The organism is Hyphomonas sp. UBA3195 (assembly GCF_002366485.1).
Lineage (GTDB): Bacteria > Pseudomonadota > Alphaproteobacteria > Caulobacterales > Hyphomonadaceae > Hyphomonas.
Map to the genome: position 1 here is coordinate 1 of NZ_DEXB01000003.1, position 18,119 is coordinate 18,119.

Genomic DNA, 18,119 nt, shown 5'->3' on the forward strand with positions numbered 1-18,119 from the left:
AACGGCAATGGTAACGGAAACGGAGATGGGTCGGACGATTTCGACGGTGACGATGGCGATGATGGTGACGACGATCGGGACGACGACTAATCACTGTGTCCAAAAGTCCGAAACTCTCCGCTGTCTATGATCTTTTTTGGCGAATGCGCGGGTGCCTGATTGGCTGCCTGAGCCTGGTGGTATTCTCTTTTTCCGGCGCATCAGTATCCCTCGACAACAATCTCGCCTCTACACGGATGAATGCGCTGTCGCTCGCGCCAAGCGGCACGGTCACGATCGTCACGATCGACGCTGAAAGCATCAGCAAGGCTGGCGAATGGCCATGGCCGCGCGAGCGTTTCGCACAGGCACTGGACAATCTGAACGCCGCCGGTGCTGGCATGATCGCCCTCGACGTGGATTTCAGCGCCCGGTCGTCACCGGAGGGCGATGCGGCACTGGTTCAGGCTGTCCAGGACAATGCGGGCTGGATCGCCCTGCCGGCTTTCCTCCAGCGGGATTACAGGCAGTCAAATACTCCGTTTGGTGAACTGGCAGAGAACGCCGTCATCGCAAGTGTGAATGTGGAGCTTTCCCGCGACGGGCGCCTGCGCAAGTATCGTCGCGGTTTTGTCCATGAAGGAAAGTACATTCCCACATTGGGAGGCCTTCTTGCCGGAGCGGAGCCCAGCGATACACGCGCATTCATGATCGACTATGGTATTGATGCAGACCAGATAGATACGATCAGCTTTGACGATGTCCTACACAATCGGTTTGATCCCAAATTGATCGCTGGCCGCAGCGTCGTCATCGGTGCCACGGCACTCGAACTGGGAGACCTGCTTTCTACTCCGCATTCCCCTGCCATGCCGGGCGTCTATGTGCATGCGCTGGGCTATGAGAGCCTTGTTCAAAACCGAGCCCTGACCAGCCCGTCCAAACTTCCAATGCTCATCCTCGGAATGGCGCTGCTCATGATAACCAGTGTGGTGGCAAGACATACGCCGCTGCGACAGCTGTTCGGCATCCATGTTCTTGTGATGTCTTCCGTTCTTGTCATTCCGTTCATCATACAGAATTTCTTTCCAATCAGCATCAACACATCCAGTTTGATCTTCGCATTGGGATGGAGTTCGGCTGCAGGCATCTGGAATGCCTTCTCCAGGCACAAGCGCGCACTTCTCGAGCAGGAATCAAACTATCTGACCTATATGGCCGAACATGATTCCGAGACAGGCATGCCCAATCGTCGCTCGATGCTGGCCGCCCTGACGGACCTGCACAGAACAGACCCCGAGGCGAGCATACTCGTTGTCACATTCGGCATCAGGAGGTTCGGCGAACTACGCGGCGCGATTGGTTACACCAACGCAAAAACCCTGATCCGGTCAGCTGCCGAACGTCTCTACGAAACCGGCACAGGTCTCACGCATTACCATTTGGGAGCATCCGTCCTCGGCACGCTGATCAGAATGGGCGACCAGGACAGTGTCGAAAAATGTATCGATGACGTTCGATCGGCGCTGCAACACACGATCGTCGTCGCCGGTCAGTCGCTCCCTATCGAGCTTTCGGCAGGCATCGCCATGATCGCGAGCCAGACCGACGATGAAGAAACAGCGTTGTCCCGCGCCTCCTTGTCATTGGACCATGCCCGACGGACAAGACGCGACCTGGTTCGCTGGGGAGAGGCCCAGTTTGAAGATCCCCAGCTCAGGCTCGCCCTGCTGACGGAAGTGAACGCGGGACTGGACCGTGATGAGTTCCACCTCGTCTATCAGCCCAAGATATGTACCAGAAGCAATGAAGTTGTCGGCGTCGAAGCGTTGATGCGCTGGAACCATCCGGCCTTCGGTCAGATCGCGCCGGACAGCTTCATCACCGTCGCCGAGAAAACCGGTGCAATCGACAAGCTGACGCTCTGGGCGATCAAGCAGGCGATACGAGATCAGTCGACGATGCGCCTGATGGGGCTAGACGCCGCCATTGCCGTGAACATGTCTGCCAGGTCGCTGCTTGAAATCGACTTCTGTCGGCAGCTCGCTGGCACGATCAATCAGTCCGGCGCGACGATTGCGATCGAGATCACCGAAACGGCTGTGATGGAACAGCCTGAACTCGCCATCTGCTCAGCGAATGCCTTCCGCGATGCCGGAATCAAGCTGGCGATTGATGATTATGGCGCAGGGCAATCCTCAATTGCCTATCTCAAGCGTCTGCCGGCCGATGAACTGAAACTCGACCGGAGCATGATTTCGGATGTCCGGGACAGCCAGCGTGACCGCATGATCCTGAAATCCACATTCGATCTTGCACACGCGCTGGGCATGCGGGTGGTATGTGAAGGTGTCGAAGATGAAGCCACTTATGCTGCACTCAAGGCGCTCGGCTGCGATGCGATCCAAGGCTACCTCACGGGGCGCCCCATGGCAGTGGACAAACTGATCGCATTTTGCCTTGCACGGTCCTCCCGCGAGCATTCGGCGTCTTTAGAACGCCGGCTCGCCTGAATGGCCAGGTAACACCTGTTGTGGGTGAGCACTCCGACCAAATCGCTGACATAGATTAGTGCGGCCCAGCGTGTTCGTGATATGTTCCATATCTTGGAGAACAGATCATGGCGCGTCGAACGATCATACAGAAACTGGAAATTCTAGCGGACGCTGCGAAATATGACGCGTCTTGCGCGTCGTCAGGGTCCAGGAAACGCAATGCACTGGGCACAGCCGGAATCGGATCCACCGAAGGGATGGGAATTTGCCATTCCTACGCGCCGGATGGGCGGTGTATTTCACTTCTGAAAGTGCTGCTGACCAATTTTTGTGTCTTCGACTGTCGCTACTGCATCAACCGGTCGTCATCGAACGTGCAGCGAGAGCGTTTTTCTGTGGACGAGATCGTCAAACTGACTCTGGACTTCTACAAGCGCAATTATATCGAAGGCCTCTTCTTGTCATCAGGTATTATTCGATCTCCGAATTATACGATGGAACAATTGATGGAGGTTGCCCGCAGCCTGAGGGAAGACCATGGCTTTCTCGGCTACATACATTTGAAGACCATCGCCGAGGCCGACCCGGAACTGATCCGCCAAGCCGGCATTTACGCCGACCGGCTGTCGGTGAATGTCGAGCTTCCATCCGAACAGGGACTGTCTCACTACGCCCCGGAAAAGAGCGGCCAGACCATTCGCAAGGCGATGGCGGATATACGTCACGAAATCGACAATGCGAAGGATGCCAAGACCAGCCGCCTGCTGAAGCGTGCCAAGCCGCCAGCTTTTGCTCCGGGCGGGCAATCAACCCAGATGATTGTTGGAGCAGACGCATCCAGCGATGCCGATATCTTGCAGTCATCCTCGCGACTCTATGCTGGCTATGGCCTGAAGCGCATCTACTATTCCGCCTACAGCCCGGTGCCGGATGCCAGTGCCGACCTGCCACCCATCCGTCCGCCCCTGATCAGGGAACACCGCCTGTACCAGGCTGACTGGATGTTTCGCTTCTACGGCTTCTCGACCTCAGAAATCACGTCGGTCGCCGAGGGCGGCATGCTGGATCTCGACATCGATCCAAAACTGGCTTGGGCACTCAAGAACCGAGGGGTGTTCCCAATGGATATCAACAAGGCCTCCTACGGAGAATTGTTGCGGATACCCGGGCTCGGTCCGGCGTCCGCCAAGCGCATCATTCAAGCGAGACGGCATACGCGATTGACGCTGACAGACCTCGGTAAGATCGTACGCAGTCTGAAAAATATCCGGCCATTTATCACAGCGGCAAACTGGTCGCCGGGCCATCTGACCGATTCCCTTGGCTTGAGAGATCGCTTTGTTTCGCGGCCAAGACAGTTGGACCTTTTTTCATGATCACTGTCGAATTGCAGTCACCAACAGACTTTGACGGTTGGCGCAGATTGTCCCGACATCTACTGGCCGAAGGCGTCAAACCGGACGAAGTCGAGTGGCACATTGCAGGTGACGCTGGAACATTGTTTGCAACACCCGCTTACCAGCCGCACCCCGCTCCGCCTTCGTCTTCCAGACCTCGTGTTCCGAAACTGTTTATTGACCGCGCCAGACGCGTCGTCTGTCACACCGACACCAGCCGGTTCATCCGGCTCTACAGGATCCTGTGGCGACTCCAGCAGGAGGGTGCCTATCTCAGCCGTATCACGGAAACGGATGTGAAATGGTTGGAAGATTGCGACAAGACGATCCGGCGGGATGTTCACAAGACCCACGCCTTTGTTCGGTTCAGACAGGTAAATGCGGGGGGCGTCGGTCGGCAAGAGTTTGCAGCCTGGTTCGAACCCACTCATCGGACACTTGAACTCAGCGCACCTTTCTTCCAACGCCGGTTTCCAAACATGGACTGGGTCATCGTCACACCGTCCATGTCCGCCGCGTGGGACGGCACAACGCTTCGCTACGCCGACGGGGGAAGCAAGTCCGATGTGCCTCCGGCTGACGCGGTTGAGGACCAATGGCGCACCTATTTCAAATCGATCTTCAATCCAGCGCGCCTGAAAGTGACTGCGATGACTTCGGAGATGCCGCGCAAATACTGGAAGAACCTGCCTGAAGCCGACCTCATCCCGAACCTGATTGCGTCCGCATCAGAAAGGGCGAAATCCATGCAGCTTCAGCCCGAGCGCGCACCGAACCCGCTGGCCGAAGTCCTGACCCGCCAGCGGATCGGAAAGGCCGCCCCTGCCCCGGCGCATCAGACATGGCCCGAAATAAGAAAAGCGCTATCGGCGTGCACGCGGTGCCCACTCTGCAAGGACGCGTCTCAGTCAGTACCTGGCGAAGGACCGACCGATGCGCGACTGATGATTGTCGGTGAACAGCCTGGAGATCAGGAAGATATTTCCGGCCGCCCCTTCGTTGGACCTGCCGGACAGTTGCTGGACCGGGTGCTGAACGACGCCGGGCTGAACCGGAATGAGGCATATGTCACCAATGCCGTGAAGCATTTCAAATTCCAGCCGCGCGGCAAACGGCGCATGCATCAAAGACCCAATGCGGGAGAGATCGACACCTGCCGCTGGTGGCTCGACCTGGAACGCCGGCATGTTCAGCCGGACCTGATCATTGCGCTGGGGGCAAGCGCGGCGCGCGGCGTGCTGGGCCACTCGGTCAAGGTGTCGAATATGCGCGGCAAGATCTTGCCTCAGCCCGGCGCGGCATCCGTGCTGGTCACGGTCCATCCGGCCTATCTGCTTCGCTTGCCAGACCCGGACCGTGCCCGAACCGAATGCCAGCGTTTCGCGCAGGATCTATCAACAGCGCGCGCGTTTCTGGAGGGGACTGCGCATCGGACAAGCGCCTGAAGGCAATGGATTGTCGGAAAGAAAATGGTGCCGTTAAGGTGACTTGAACACCTGACCCCCCGCATTGCGAATAGGCTTTTATTCCTAATTATATACTTGACAAAGCAGTGACCAAAAAGCATATTGTTCTCAACGGAGAACGACATGACGAACCTCACCAACCCAATCTTTCAAAACGCCGACGCAGCCCGCGAGCACCTTGAGGCCCAGCGCTGGCCTGATGGCGCGGTCTGCCCGCACTGCGGATGCGTGGGGGATAAGCACGTCACGGCCATCAAGGGCGCTCGTTCTCGTCCGTCTGCCGCGCACCCTGAAGGCAAGGAGCGCAAGGGCCTCTACCAGTGCAATGCCTGCCGCAAGCAATTCACGGTAACGGTTGGCACCGTATTCGAGCGCTCCAAGGTTCCGCTTCATAAGTGGTTGCTGGCAACCTACCTGCTGACCTCCTCCAAGAAAGGCATGTCTGCCCATCAACTGCACCGCACGATTGGCGTTACCTACAAGACGGCTTGGTTCATGTTCCATCGCATCCGTGAGGCAATGAAAGAGGACGGCACGTCCGGCCCTCTGGGTGGCAAAGGCAAGGTGATCGAAGCCGACGAAATGTACCACGGAAAGCGTGACGTGCCTTACAAGTCGCCTAACCGCAGAACGCCTTACACCAAGTCCGGCAAATCAGGCGGCGCACAGAAGCGCGTTATCGTTGGCCTTATTGAGCGCGGCGGCCAGACCCGCACCTTTCATGTGAACGTGGCCACCAAGAAAACCGTTCGTGAGATCCTCGTGAAGAATGCAGACCGCAAGTCGCGCCTGCACACCGATGAATCTCGCCTCTACACGACGACAGGCCAAGAGTTTGCCCGTCACCAGACTACCAATCACTCCGCTGGCGAGTATGCCCGTGGCGACGTGAACTCAAACTCAATCGAGAATGTGTTCTCCATCTTCAAGCGCGGCATGATCGGCGTGTACCAGCATTGCGGGGAAGCCCACCTGCAACGCTACCTGACTGAGTTTGACTTCCGTTATAACCGACGCACCAAGCTTGGCTTTACTGATGAGGATCGCCACAACGCACTTCTCAAAATGGTTGCAGGCAAGCGCCTGACCTATCGGCGGACTGGTGAAGCCGGTTTCGCATAAGCAGCACGTCCGACGCGTGAGAACACTCCGCGAACGAAGCAAAAACCAAATGAAAACAAGGGATTCGACTCAGAACCCAAATACTGGTTGAATCATCAGGTGATTGCGGTGATTCGAGCCGGTCCAACAACTCGAATCACCAATCGGCTAACCCACTGGAGGGGCCGCGCCGACACTCGCTTTAGTGAAGCGATTCCATTGAATCGCAAAGGTGGGATGCAGTCAACGGCCCCTCGGTTAATAGAGGAGCCATTGACATGGCTATTAAGAGAAACCCGCCCAAGAAGGGCACTTTCAAGATTGGCCGCGACGCCACGTCAGGTCAGTTCATCACGATTGCGCAGGCGAAACGCCGCCCCAGCAAAACCGTGGTGGAGACCATCAAGAAGCGCTCTTAGAGCGTGGTGACTTCGAGGGCGCGGGCTTCGGCTCGCGCCCCTTCTTCATCTCCTCATGCGGCTTTGGCTTTGCGTCCATCATCCGCTTGAGGGTTTCGTTGAAATCTTTGTCTTTGGGATCAGTCATGAAAACTCCTGATAGATTCAAGCGACCGTCTGACTTTCACATTTCTGAAAAACAGCATCGGTCGGTCAGTGTGATGGAAAGTGAAACTGGAATCGCAATCCAATTATCCACGTTCATTGCCCAGTTCGCCGCCATCGAACTAAGCCTACCATTTCTGTTTTCCAGTATCACAAAACTAGATGACTCCGCATGCCGACACATTCTTGGTGTTAATACCGACTTCAGTAGGCGTTTGGACATGCTGGACAAGGCTGCCCGAACAATCCCTACAGACGACAAAGAATGTCGCTTCTTCGACAGCCTGATTTCAGAAGTAAAGTACCTGGTCAAACGCCGAAATATATACTGCCATGCGATGTTTTCTAAGACAGATAAGGAAGGGGAGCTGAGTATGCACCTCTACTTCCATGACGGTAATAGAGGGCATGCCGAAGAGATCATAACGGAAGATATCCTTCGAAAGGACTGTATTCGAGCCGAGCGAGTGAATCTAGCAACGCATCAACATCTTCAGGGCCTAAAGTCCGAGCTGCGACCATTACGCGATATAGGTCGGCCACCAGCTCCTCAAGGTCAAAAAGCCTGACCTCTGTTTCAGCATACTTTCCAGAAAAAAGGCGAGCGCCCGCCTCGATCATCTGAGAGGTCACCTCAATCTCAATTGTGAGTTCCGGCCTGTCCATAGGACTAAAGAATCACATTCGGGGCTGCTTTGTCAACGATATAATTAGGCTTTTATTCCCATGAGCAAGCTTGCGGACCTCTGCGGAAGTATGATATTTTACAACGAAAACAAAGTGCTGCAAGATATTCATGTCTGCGCTCGTTTGACTACATTTGCGCACAAAAGCGCCACCTGTGCGGACATGGTGCGAGCACAAAACAGCCGTATGCAGATGAAAATATGGGAGATATGAGCCGGAAAATGTCGTCACGAAAACACAAGCTCACTCAGATTTTTATCGATTCAGTCGAACCAGAAGACAAGCGCTTTATCATCTGGGACACCGAGATCGCCGCGTTCGGCCTCCGGGTGATGCCAACAGGCGTCAAGTCCTTCATTATCCGATATCGTATCGGCCAGGGGCGTCTGGCGCGCGAGCGCATGGTTTCGCTTGGCAAGACGACTGACCTTCGGTGTGAAGCGGCACGAAGCAAGGCGAAGGACTTCCGGTCTGAGGCCCGTATCGGACTTGATCCCGAAGCGGAACGCAGGCGGGACGAACTCGGGATCATGAAAGTGTCAGCCCTCATTGAACTTTGGGGCCTCATTGAACTTTGGGGAAAGGAAGCTGCGCCTTTCAATCGCCGAACAGGTGCGCCCCGCAAGCCGCAACGATACAATGACGACATCCGGCTGTTGCGGGTCCACGTGAACCCCATTCTCGGGAAGATGCCGGTTACCGAGGTCAAGAAGCACGACATTGTTCGTCTGCGTGACGGAATCGCGTCTGGCGCCACAGCCAAGAAGCAGAAAGCGAAATCTCGGGTATCCAGGAAGTCAAAGGCGGTATGGGCACCGCGCGTCGCACGATCGCGATGCTCAAGAGCGTCTTCGCCTATGCCCTGGATCTCGAACTCCTGGAAAAGAACCCCTGCCACGGTGTCCGCATTCCCCTCGGTGTGCAGCGCGAGCGATATCTCACTCAGGCCGAGGCGCGCGGCGAGGCGGCAAGTGCCCTCCGCATCATTCGTCTTTTGTCCCTCACCGGTGCGCGACGCGGCGAAATCATGGAATTGAAATGGTCCGAGATTGATTTCGAGCGCGGCTTCCTTCGGCTGGATGCCACGAAATCCGGCAAATCTATTCGACCCATCTCAGGCGCGGTTCAAAAACTCCTGTCTGAAGCGCCGCGCGCTCATGAAACCTGGGTTTTTCCGGATGCAAAAGGCACGGGCCCCTATCAGGGCCTCCCCAAGATCTGGCGCGAGGTGCGCGAGGCTGCCGATCTGGAAGATTTTCGCATGCACGACCTGCGGCACAGCTTTGCCAGCTTCGGTGCAGCCAACGGGCTGTCACTCCCCATCATCGGCGCCCTGCTCGGCCACAAGAATACATCGACCACTCAGCGCTACGCACACCTGACCGGCATCGCAGCAAGACAAGCGGCCAATGATGTATCGGACATGGTCGCAGCCGCATTGGGTGTTTCGACAGGATGAGTTGGCCCATGGACTGATGGGCTCAAGTACGCACAGTTAGCATGCTTTCTCGACGAATTGATCTCTCTTGATGCCATCTTCGACGATTGATTGCAGTTTTCGACGTTATCGAGTAATTGTTCTTTTTCGACGATACTGCAAAAATCCAATTATATTTCGACACCAATAAGAGTTTTTCGACGCATGGCCTTCCCTTCAGACTCTCCCGCCAGCTTCCAGGACGAAATGCTCCCGGAAAACTCCAACCTGATCGGATGGGCCGCCCTCGTGCACGGTCTCGGGCTTGAGGCACCTGTGCGCGCTCCCGCCTGTGTCTCATTTGGTCATATCAGCGGAAGTCAGCGGCGCGAAGGACCCTGGCGGCTGTTCGACAAGAGATACAATCCGGGCAAGGATCCAATCGCCCACATAGTCTTCGCGCTCCGCAACGAAACATTCGACCTTCTGATTCTGAAGCGCGCATTCGATGCCCTCGGCCCGCAACCCCTTGAAGCCTATATTGCAAGCGCACCAACAGGCGTATTCGCCCGCAGGCTCTGGTTCTTCTACGAAGAGTTCACGGGCCAGAAACTGGATATCCCCGACGCGGCAAGCATCGCGGCGGTCGATGCGCTTGATCCCAGTGACTATATTACCCTTGATCGTCCGCATCTTTCGCAGCGCCACCGCGTCAGGGACAATCTGCTGGGCAGCAAGGGTTTCTGCCCGATCGTGCGCAGAACCGAGGCTCTGCAAGGCTTCATTGCCAGAGACCTTGCACACGCAGCGCAGGAAACCGTAGGCCAGACCGGCGCGCATCTGATTTCCCGAGCCGCCAGCTTCATGCTTCTGGCAGACAGTCAGGCGAGTTTTGCAATCGAGGGCGAACGTCCCCCGCGCAGCCGTCTTGAACGCTGGGCCAACGCCATTAAGGAGGCCGGTAGACGCCCAATGAACCAGACGGAGATCTATCGGCTACACAGAATTCTTCTGGGAGATGACCGCTTCACCTCGGTCGGTTATCGGACTGCCGGTGTGTTTCTGGGTGAACGCGACCACAATCAGGATCCACTGCCCGAATTCATTGGTGCAAGGCCGGTCGATCTGCCGGACATGATGCTTGCCTGGAATACTTGCAACAATCGGTTGCGCATAACGAAGGTCGATGCAGTCATTCAAGCGGCCGTCCTTGCGTTCGGCTTTGTCTATATTCACCCGCTCGAGGACGGAAACGGACGCCTGCACCGCTGCCTGATCCATCATGTTCTGGCCGAACGGAAATTTGCCCCTGCGGGCATGGTGTTTCCGGTCTCCAGCGTCATGCTCGACCGGATCGACGAATACAGGGCAACACTGCAAGCCCACACCGCTCCGCTGATGCCATTTATCGACTGGCGCGCCACGCCTGAGCGCAATGTCGAAGTGCTCAATGACACGGGCGATCTCTATCGCTACTTCGACGCAACAGAAGCAGCAGAGTTCTTGTATGCCTGCGTCCAGCGAACCATCGAGACCGACCTCCCAAAGGAAATCGCCTATCTTCGCGCCCATGATGACGCTGAGCGCAATATCATGAACCGTGTCGAAATGCCGGACCGTCTGGCCAAGGACTTCATCATGTTCGTTCGGCAGAACAACGGCCATCTGTCCAAGGCGAGACGGACCCGCGCTTTCGCCAAGCTGACCGATGCGGAAGTCACCGAACTGGAAGAGATCGTACAAGTCGCATTCGCGGACTATTCTGCAGCCGCATACGATTGATCCCGTCAAAAAGTGCCTCGACGGCCCTTTTGGCATCAATTGTGCTTTGCCAAGATTCTAGTAATGATGGAGTCGGCCATTCCGAATCTCGCGCTGTCACTTGCCGACGAAGCCCGGTTTTCCCGGCTCGCAGAGCTGGTGCTGGTAGAACTGCTTGAATCGCTAGATGTGGGAATCAGCGGTATCGTCTCCAAATCGCCCCAATAGACCGAGACATCGCGCCAATGGTTCGGTCAAATCTTCATATGCGTTGACTCGATTTGCTCTGAGACCCAATTCTGGACCATTGCCGGTTAGAGTTTTCCGGCCTTTTCACGATGGCGGACTGGTGACGCCTGCGTGATTGATCAGCGCGGCCGGGGGTTTGTTTCCGATCGCGCTATGAGGTCTTACCGTATTGTAGTTTCCACGCCAACACTCCAGCTTTTCGCGGGCATCTGGCAGGCTCATGAACCAGTTTGCAGACAGGCACTCCGCCCTTAATCGACCATTGAACGCCTCGATAAACGCATTGTCTGTGGGCTTTCCAGGCCGTGAGAAGTCCAGGGTGACGCCGTTTGCGTATGCCCACAGATCCAGGTCGCGCGAGATAAGTGATCGCACGATCACTCGTAACGCTTGCTTAAATAGATGTTATTATTGGATAAAAATGGTGCCGCTAAGGTGACTTGAACACCTGACCCCCGCATTACGAATGCGATGCTCTACCAGCTGAGCTATAGCGGCATACCCACTTATGAGCCCCGCGTCATACCGACAGAGGCCCATTTTCGCAAGATGCTTTTGTGCGGGGCGGCCCGGCAGCTGCAGTCGCCAAGCCTAGTCGTCATCCGTGACATAATCCAGCGGCGGCATGCGGGGGTCGCTCGGCGCAGTGGCAGTGGCGAGATCATCCTCTTCATCCGGAGACGGCAGCGCCATGACCCGGCCGGCTTCAAGCTCGCGTCCGAAGGATTCATAACGTGGATGGACAAGGTCTCCGACATCGCCAAACGTGTAGACGAGCCGACTCCAATTACGCTGCGAGAAGTCGAACGCCATGCCTTTCGGATCCAGATCCGACCAGTCCGGCTCGCGCGACGCGGAAACGGCCATGCGGCCCCAGCGTTCGGCTTCAGACGTATCACCATAGCCTTTCAGGGCGCGCTCCATCAGCAAGCAAAGCCGTGCCGTCGGATTCTCTTCGACCAGCAAGGCAAGCGCCTTGATCGCACCTGTCCAGTCGGCCAAATCCATAGCCAGTTCGGCCTCCAGGATACGGCTTTCGCGATGAGTGGGGTTTGTATTGATCAGGGCCCTGAGGCGCGCTGAAATATTCTCTGGCGTGTCCTGTGGAACAAGGCGACGAGACAATTGTGCTAGCGCCGGATGTGGCCGCGCCTTCCAGCCCGTTTCCAGCACGCCTTGCGCTGATTTTGCCTTGCTATCGGTCATCAGCTGGCGTGCGCCATGCCAAGCCGCAGGCGAAAATGCCGGGGCAGATCGCATGGCCTCGGCGAGTTCTTTCTGGGCTTCCAATTTGCGGTCATGCGGCAAGCCAGCGGCTCGCGCCGTGTGCAATACGGCCCGGCGACGGCGTAAACTATCGCCCTTGATGAGTCCGCGCTTCTCACCAATTGAGAGCGTTTCCAGCGCCCTGGTCCACTCACCTCGCGCGACCTGCAAATCGAAAAGCGAGTTGAACGGCCAATCGGCCGAGGATTTGATGCCCAGCGCCTCTCGCGCCCGGGACTCCGCCGTCTGCTGGTCACCGCGCTCAGCCGCAGCCGATGCTGATCCGCGCAAGCCCGCCAGCTGCCCGCCCGGCAGCCGTGTCAACTGGCCCCAAGCCCGCTCAGCGCCAGCCCAGTCGTCATTGGCTTCGGCGGCGCGGGCTTCGAGCAACAATTGCAATCGTTCATCGTCCGCATGCTTCCCGGCCTTGCGAGCCAGTTTCAGCGCGGTATTGGCATCGCCCGCTTCGGCAGCAAGCAGGCCTTCTGTCAGCGCGGAATTGGCCTTGCGCGTACGCGATACCTGGCGGGACTTTCCAATCTTTCCAGGCAGGATGAACAGGCCGCTCAGGATCCACCAGGCAAAGGCGATCACGCCGCCGAGCAACAGCATGAGAAATGCGGCCAGACCCGACTGGATCGAGATCTCCTGCTCGCCATACGGAACAGTCACCGCACCCGGCAGTGACAGTGCCCACCAGGCGAACGAAGCCGCTACTGCAAACAGCAGCAAGATTACGACAAACAGGACAATCCGATTCATGGGGGCCTATTGTTTCCCTTCAAGGAGGCGTTGTTGCAAGGCTTCCAGCGCCGCTTCCAAAGTGATGCGCCGGTTTGCCTGCGCGGTCCAGTCGGCCATGGCTCCGGCGGGCTCGCCTTCAAGTCGGCTTATCATTTCTACCGTCTCTCCGAGGTCGCCGACTGCCAGCGCTTCACTGGCCTTGGCAAGAATGGCATCCGGTTCGCTGTCCTCGCCGTCCAGCCGCCGCACACTGACAGCGTCCCCGAAAGCGCGGTTGAGCCAGGACAGTCCCTCTTCCGACGTGTCCGGAATGGCCGCTTCTGCTTTCAGTCGCGCGACATCAAAAGAAGCCTGGAGCTCTGCAACCGTCGGCGCCCCGTCCGCGGATATGGACGCCAGCTGTCGAACTGAAGAATCATCCGGTAATTGCGACCTGAGCATGCGCAGTTCCGGCGCAAAACCTCCGCCTTTCCGAGAGGCAGCCTCTATTGCGGACACCGCACGGGCCATGTCGGCCGTTTGGGACGCTGCTTCGGCTGCCCCGCGCGCAGCGGCCTCATCCTGACGCATGCCCGCAATCAATCCCGCCATCTGTTCGGCGTCGCGGCTGTTCGAGAGCTTGGCTTCATTCAAATCGTCGCGCAGTTCGGCAAGTTTGGTTTCAACCTCGATCACCCGTTCGATCTGGACGCCGCTCGGTGCCGCTTCCAATTGCTCAACTGATCGGGCGAGCCTGTCCATCCGAGATTCAAGGCTGGCAACAGCGCGGGAGACATCTTCCGGACTGACCTCACCTGTCGTGTCGATAGACTCGAGCGCAACGACGCGCTGCTGAAGCTCATCAAGCGCGCTTGTATCTATCGTAGCGGCTGACCCGGTTTCGCGCTGGGCCAGCGCTTCGACCTCGGTTGCGAGGGCAGAGATGCTCGCACTCAATCCGTCCTGCTCGCGGATCGTCCGGGCCAGACGGATGGATACTTCTTCCTGACCTGACTCCATGTCGGTCAGGCGCGAATCCACCCTACCGGGATTGGTCGGATTGTTTGCCAGATATCGTGAACCGGCCATGCCGAGAATACCGCCAAGACCGGCCGCAAACAGGGACAAAACGAGTGCACCCAGCCAGCCTGGCCCCGCAGAAACGCCACCGCGTCCCCGCGCGCCTTCTTCAGGGGCAGGTTCGAAATCAGCATCAATCGGCTCAGATGAGCCGATATGGTCATCTTCCGGTGTCGAATCTTCGGTCATCAATCACATTTCCCTTCAGACGGGAGTTCGGGCCACAATCGCATATAGTTCGGCAGCGATCAAAGCTCTTTGCAAGCCAGCAACAAAGCCTCCATGAGCGCGTCCTCATTGGGCCTGACAGCAGATATAAGGGCCCGCGCCTGCGAAGACTTTAACGGGGCTGCGGCAGCCTCCGAAATTGCGACGCAGATATTGGTCTCCATTGGTATGCTTTCAGAAAGAGCCGCAAAAACATGCGCAGCCTTGGCTGAATGAACCAGAACAACCGCACCTGAACCGGAGCGGAGTGCCTGAACCGCATCCGCAGGCAGGGCTGATGCTGGAACCGTCTCATAGAGCGCCAGAAATCGGGCATCGCATTTGGCAGCGGACAGTTGCGCGACCAGGTTTCCGGCTGCCGCCGAATTCGCAATATGAAGAAAACCGTCTTCTGTGCATTCCGAAGACAGGATCAAGCGGGCGAGTTCATCAGAATTTCCATCTCCCCGTACAATTCTCTGGAACCCTGCTGTTTCAGCCGCATCCGCCGTCGCGGGCCCTACACACCACGTAGTCAGATCAGCGACGTGCTCCGTGATACCTCCGACAGCTTCCACGAAGAACCGAACGCCATTCGCGCTCGTGAAGACCAGATTGTAGATGCCCGACAAGTCCACCAACGGCGCTTCGAGCGCTTTCAACTCGAGCATGGGAGACCGAATGGCATGAAAATCCATATCCATCAGCCGTGTCACGGTCTCGGAGGCTCCAGGCTCCGCACGCGTCACGATGACCGGTGGCTTTACCATGCACTGCCGAAGGCTGGCAGTTCACCGCCCGCCGCATCGCGGATGTCAGCGGCAAGCCTGGCCCCCAGATCCGTCATCTGCTGCAATGCGGACGCCTTGGCACACGATCCGCTGGCAGACCAAGTCTGCTTGCCGTCCAGCGACAGAACTTCGCCCTTCACAAACCAGGTGTCGCCCTTGTCAAACGTGTGCGCCGCAATCGGCGTGCGGCAACTGCCGTCGAGTGCTGCAAGAAAAGCCCGTTCGATATGGGCAGCGGCCTCGGTCGGAGCGTGGTTCATCTTCCCGAACGCCTCTGCAGCATCCTCAGCCAGACTTTCGCGCGCCACAACGCCGACGATCCCCTGCCCAGCGGCTGGCAGCATGTCATCCAGCGGGATCGGGTGCGCCAAATGCGCCATGCCGAGGCGGGTCAGACCGGCCATTGCGAGATAGGTGGCATCGGCCAAGCCCTCTTCCAGCTTGCGCATACGGGTCGCGACATTGCCGCGGAACGTCACGATCTCGACGTCGGGGCGCAGCGCCAAAGTCTGCGATTCCCTTCGTAGGGAGGCGGTGCCCACACGTGCACCCTGTTTCAATTCGTTCAAACTGGTTGCATGTGGCGACAGAAAACCTTCGCGCGGGTCTTCCCGATCCGGGAACGCCACAAAATGCTGCCCCTCAGGCAAGACCGACGGTACGTCTTTCAGACTGTGCACGGTCACGTCCACCTCTCCCCGGTCGAGCGCCGCATCGAGTTCGCGTGTAAACAGACCCTTGCCGCCCGCATCAATCAGACGCTCAGTTGTCAGCTGGTCTCCGGATGTCGTGAAGGTAACGATTTCGCCACGCCATGCTCCGCCGGAGTGAATTTCCAGCGCCGCCGCCACCTGCCGGGCCTGCACGAGCGCGAGCGGCGAGCCGCGCGTGCCAATGCGCAGCACACGCTGGTCGCGGCGGGACGTGTCGTCGGGAGAAATACGTGGATCAGTCATCCCCCTCCCCTAACGCCCTCAAGCGGACTTGCCAATTGACACAGCGCCGCGGAAAGGAATACCAAGTCTTATCGTTATTCGAGAAAAATTTTCCGGAGTCTCTCATGATCAAGCAAACCGCCACCGCGATTGCCCTTGCGCTTGCGCTGACCGCCTGTGGCCAGCCCACCCCCGCCGCCGAACCTGAAAAGCCATCTGTGACGGCAGAAGAAATGGCAGCCAATGGCGAACGCCTGAATGCGTGGTTTGACGCGAAATACGAAGAAGAACTGCAATTCAGCCCGATTGGCCTGACTTTCCTGGGTCGCAAGGACAAGAATGACCAGATCGACTGCTTCACCCTTGAGTGCCACGAAGAACAGCTGGCTTGGCGCGTTGCAGCCACCGAAGAGATGGAAAACGAGTTCGACTATGATGCGCTCTCACCAGCAGACCGTATCTCCTATGATATCTGGAAGTACCAGACCGAGCAGGAAGTCGCCGGTGAAGAATATCTCTATAATGGCTATATCTTCGACCAGATGAACGGCCCACAGGGCTTCATGCCCACCTTCCTGATAAATTTCCACAATGTGGAATCGGTCGAGGACTTCGATGCCCTCGTCAATCGGATCAGCGAGACCGGTCGCGCCATGAATGAGGCGATCCTGATCGCGAAGGAATCTGCTTCGCGCGGCGTCCATGCCCCGAAATTTGCCTATGAAGGCGTGATCGACCAGTCGAAGAAGGTCATCACAGGTGCGCCGTTCACCGAAGGCGAAGACAGCGCGCTCTACGCCGACGTCAAATCCGAGATCGCGAAACTTTCAGAAGCCGGTGAACTGACCGAGGAAGAGGCTGACGCCAAACTGGAACAGGCCCGCATCGCGCTGGTCGATAACTTCCAGCCCGCGTACGAGGCCATCATCGCTTTCGCGGAAGAAGACATGGCCAATTCGCCGGATCCGGACAGCCCGGTCGGCGCCGACACCCAACCAAATGGCAAGGCATACTACAACCACCTGTTGGCTACACAGACCACGACCGACCTGACAGCCAACGAAATCCACGAGATCGGTCTGGAAGAAGTCGCCCGCATCCACGAAGAGATGGAAGCCATCAAGAAGGAAGTCGGTTTTGAAGGCACGCTGCAGGAATTCTTCACCATGCTGCGCGATTCCAAGGATGATGAACGTTTCTACTATCCGAATACGGATGAGGGACGTCAGGCCTATATTGACGACGCGACCCGCGACATCGAAAACATCAAGGCGAACCTGCCGGAATTTTTCGGCATCCTTCCAAAGGCCGACCTTGTCGTGAAGCGCGTTGAGCCGTTCCGCGAACAGGACGGAGCTGCCCAGCACTACTATCCGGGAACGCCGGATGGATCGCGCTCAGGCACCTATTACGCTCACCTGTCCGACATGACCGCGATGCCGAAACGCGAACTGGAAGTGATCGCGTACCATGAAGGCATTCCGGGTCACCACATGCAGATCTCGATTGCTCAGGAGCTGGAAGGCGTGCCGCAGTTCCGCACCCAGGCCGGCTTCACCGCTTACATCGAAGGCTGGGCGCTGTATTCCGAATGGCTGGCCACGGAATTCCCGGATACTTATGAAGATCCGTATTCCAATTTCGGTCGCCTCGGCTCCGAAATCTGGCGGGCAATCCGTCTTGTTGTCGACACCGGTATCCACTCCAAGGGCTGGACCGAGGAAGAGGCCGTTCAATACTTCCTGAACAATACGGCCATCACCGAGATGCAGGCGCGCTCCGAGATCCAGCGTTATATCGTGATGCCGGGTCAGGCGACCAGCTACAAGATCGGCATGATGAAGATCCAGCAGCTGCGCAAGAAGGCTGAAGACGAGCTTGGCGACAAGTTCGACATCCGCGCCTTCCACGACACGGTTCTGGGCGGCGGCGCTCTGCCGCTGGAAATCCTCGAACGCCGCATCGATCAGTGGATCGAGGAAGTAAAAGCGGCCTGATCCAG

At 57.4% G+C, this 18,119-nt stretch carries 15 protein-coding genes, 1 tRNA gene and 2 pseudogenes; 11 read left to right on the plus strand and 7 right to left on the minus strand.

Translation table 11 applies throughout. The features are described from left to right. Nucleotides 1-176 precede the first annotated feature (176 nt). The 5 genes from B2344_RS01100 to B2344_RS01120 all read left to right on the plus strand — a co-directional run bounded on the left by B2344_RS01100 (nt 177) and on the right by B2344_RS01120 (nt 6,857). Nucleotides 177-2,492, plus strand: coding sequence for an EAL domain-containing protein (locus B2344_RS01100; RefSeq protein WP_290484482.1), 2,316 nt, complete (start codon nt 177-179; stop codon nt 2,490-2,492). Nucleotides 2,493-2,599: 107 nt separating this feature from the next. Then, the gene (locus tag B2344_RS01105) at nt 2,600-3,850 is read left to right on the plus strand and encodes a putative DNA modification/repair radical SAM protein (protein ID WP_290483764.1); all 1,251 of its coding nucleotides are present in this window, start codon (nt 2,600-2,602) and stop codon (nt 3,848-3,850) included. Next, nucleotides 3,847-5,316: a UdgX family uracil-DNA binding protein gene (locus tag B2344_RS01110; RefSeq protein WP_290484483.1), complete on the plus strand. Its 1,470-nt coding sequence runs from the start codon at nt 3,847-3,849 to the stop codon at nt 5,314-5,316. Before B2344_RS01105 ends, B2344_RS01110 begins: the two co-directional genes overlap by 4 nt. A gap of 144 nt (nt 5,317-5,460) precedes the next feature. Next, nucleotides 5,461-6,459: an IS1595 family transposase gene (locus tag B2344_RS01115; protein ID WP_290484484.1), complete on the plus strand. Its 999-nt coding sequence runs from the start codon at nt 5,461-5,463 to the stop codon at nt 6,457-6,459. A 257-nt stretch (nt 6,460-6,716) separates the two neighbouring features. Beyond that, nucleotides 6,717-6,857 (plus strand): hypothetical protein, encoded by a 141-nt coding sequence (locus B2344_RS01120; RefSeq protein ID WP_290484485.1) that lies wholly within the window; start codon nt 6,717-6,719, stop codon nt 6,855-6,857. Here the strand turns inward: B2344_RS01120 and B2344_RS01125 are convergent. Continuing rightward, complete coding sequence (locus tag B2344_RS01125) at nt 6,841-6,984, minus strand: hypothetical protein (protein ID WP_290484486.1); 144 nt, start codon at nt 6,982-6,984, stop codon at nt 6,841-6,843. The genes B2344_RS01120 and B2344_RS01125 overlap by 17 nt on opposite strands. Here B2344_RS01125 and B2344_RS01130 point away from each other — a divergent pair. The 5 genes and pseudogenes from B2344_RS01130 to B2344_RS01145 all read left to right on the plus strand — a co-directional run bounded on the left by B2344_RS01130 (nt 6,983) and on the right by B2344_RS01145 (nt 11,094). Continuing rightward, nucleotides 6,983-7,570 (plus strand): hypothetical protein, encoded by a 588-nt coding sequence (locus B2344_RS01130; protein ID WP_290484487.1) that lies wholly within the window; start codon nt 6,983-6,985, stop codon nt 7,568-7,570. The two genes, B2344_RS01125 and B2344_RS01130, sit on opposite strands and share 2 nt — an antisense overlap. A 339-nt stretch (nt 7,571-7,909) precedes the next feature. Next, a pseudogene (locus B2344_RS15980) lies at nt 7,910-8,191 on the plus strand (Arm DNA-binding domain-containing protein); the annotation flags it as partial. Nucleotides 8,192-8,496: 305 nt separating this feature from the next. Further along, nucleotides 8,497-9,147, plus strand: coding sequence for a tyrosine-type recombinase/integrase (locus B2344_RS01135; protein WP_290484488.1), 651 nt, complete (start codon nt 8,497-8,499; stop codon nt 9,145-9,147). A 183-nt stretch (nt 9,148-9,330) separates the two neighbouring features. Continuing rightward, nucleotides 9,331-10,887 carry a Fic family protein gene (locus B2344_RS01140; protein ID WP_290484489.1) on the plus strand — a complete coding sequence of 519 codons (1,557 nt, stop codon included), beginning with the start codon at nt 9,331-9,333 and terminating at the stop codon, nt 10,885-10,887. Between the two features lie 63 nt (nt 10,888-10,950). Continuing rightward, complete coding sequence (locus B2344_RS01145) at nt 10,951-11,094, plus strand: hypothetical protein (RefSeq protein WP_290484490.1); 144 nt, start codon at nt 10,951-10,953, stop codon at nt 11,092-11,094. Nucleotides 11,095-11,199: 105 nt separating this feature from the next. On the opposite strand, the pseudogene B2344_RS01150 reads toward B2344_RS01145, so the two are convergent. The 6 genes and pseudogenes from B2344_RS01150 to hemC form a co-directional block, all read right to left on the minus strand. Further along, a pseudogene (locus tag B2344_RS01150) lies at nt 11,200-11,478 on the minus strand (integrase core domain-containing protein); the annotation flags it as partial. Nucleotides 11,479-11,537: 59 nt separating this feature from the next. Continuing rightward, nucleotides 11,538-11,613, minus strand: a tRNA-Thr gene (locus tag B2344_RS01155). A gap of 93 nt (nt 11,614-11,706) precedes the next feature. Continuing rightward, on the minus strand, nt 11,707-13,143 hold the full coding sequence (locus tag B2344_RS01160; protein ID WP_290484491.1) for a heme biosynthesis protein HemY: 1,437 nt from the start codon (nt 13,141-13,143) through the stop codon (nt 11,707-11,709). A 6-nt stretch (nt 13,144-13,149) separates the two neighbouring features. Next, nucleotides 13,150-14,373: a COG4223 family protein gene (locus B2344_RS01165; RefSeq protein ID WP_290484492.1), complete on the minus strand. Its 1,224-nt coding sequence runs from the start codon at nt 14,371-14,373 to the stop codon at nt 13,150-13,152. A gap of 59 nt (nt 14,374-14,432) precedes the next feature. Further along, nucleotides 14,433-15,161: a uroporphyrinogen-III synthase gene (locus B2344_RS01170; protein ID WP_290484493.1), complete on the minus strand. Its 729-nt coding sequence runs from the start codon at nt 15,159-15,161 to the stop codon at nt 14,433-14,435. Then, entirely contained in the window at nt 15,155-16,138 is a 984-nt protein-coding gene (gene hemC / locus B2344_RS01175) for a hydroxymethylbilane synthase (RefSeq protein ID WP_290484494.1), read from the minus strand. Before hemC ends, B2344_RS01170 begins: the two co-directional genes overlap by 7 nt. Before the next feature lie 104 nt (nt 16,139-16,242). Between hemC and B2344_RS01180 the strand changes: the two genes are divergently transcribed. Beyond that, on the plus strand, nt 16,243-18,114 hold the full coding sequence (locus B2344_RS01180; RefSeq protein WP_290484495.1) for a DUF885 domain-containing protein: 1,872 nt from the start codon (nt 16,243-16,245) through the stop codon (nt 18,112-18,114). The last annotated feature ends 5 nt before the right edge of the window (nt 18,115-18,119 follow it).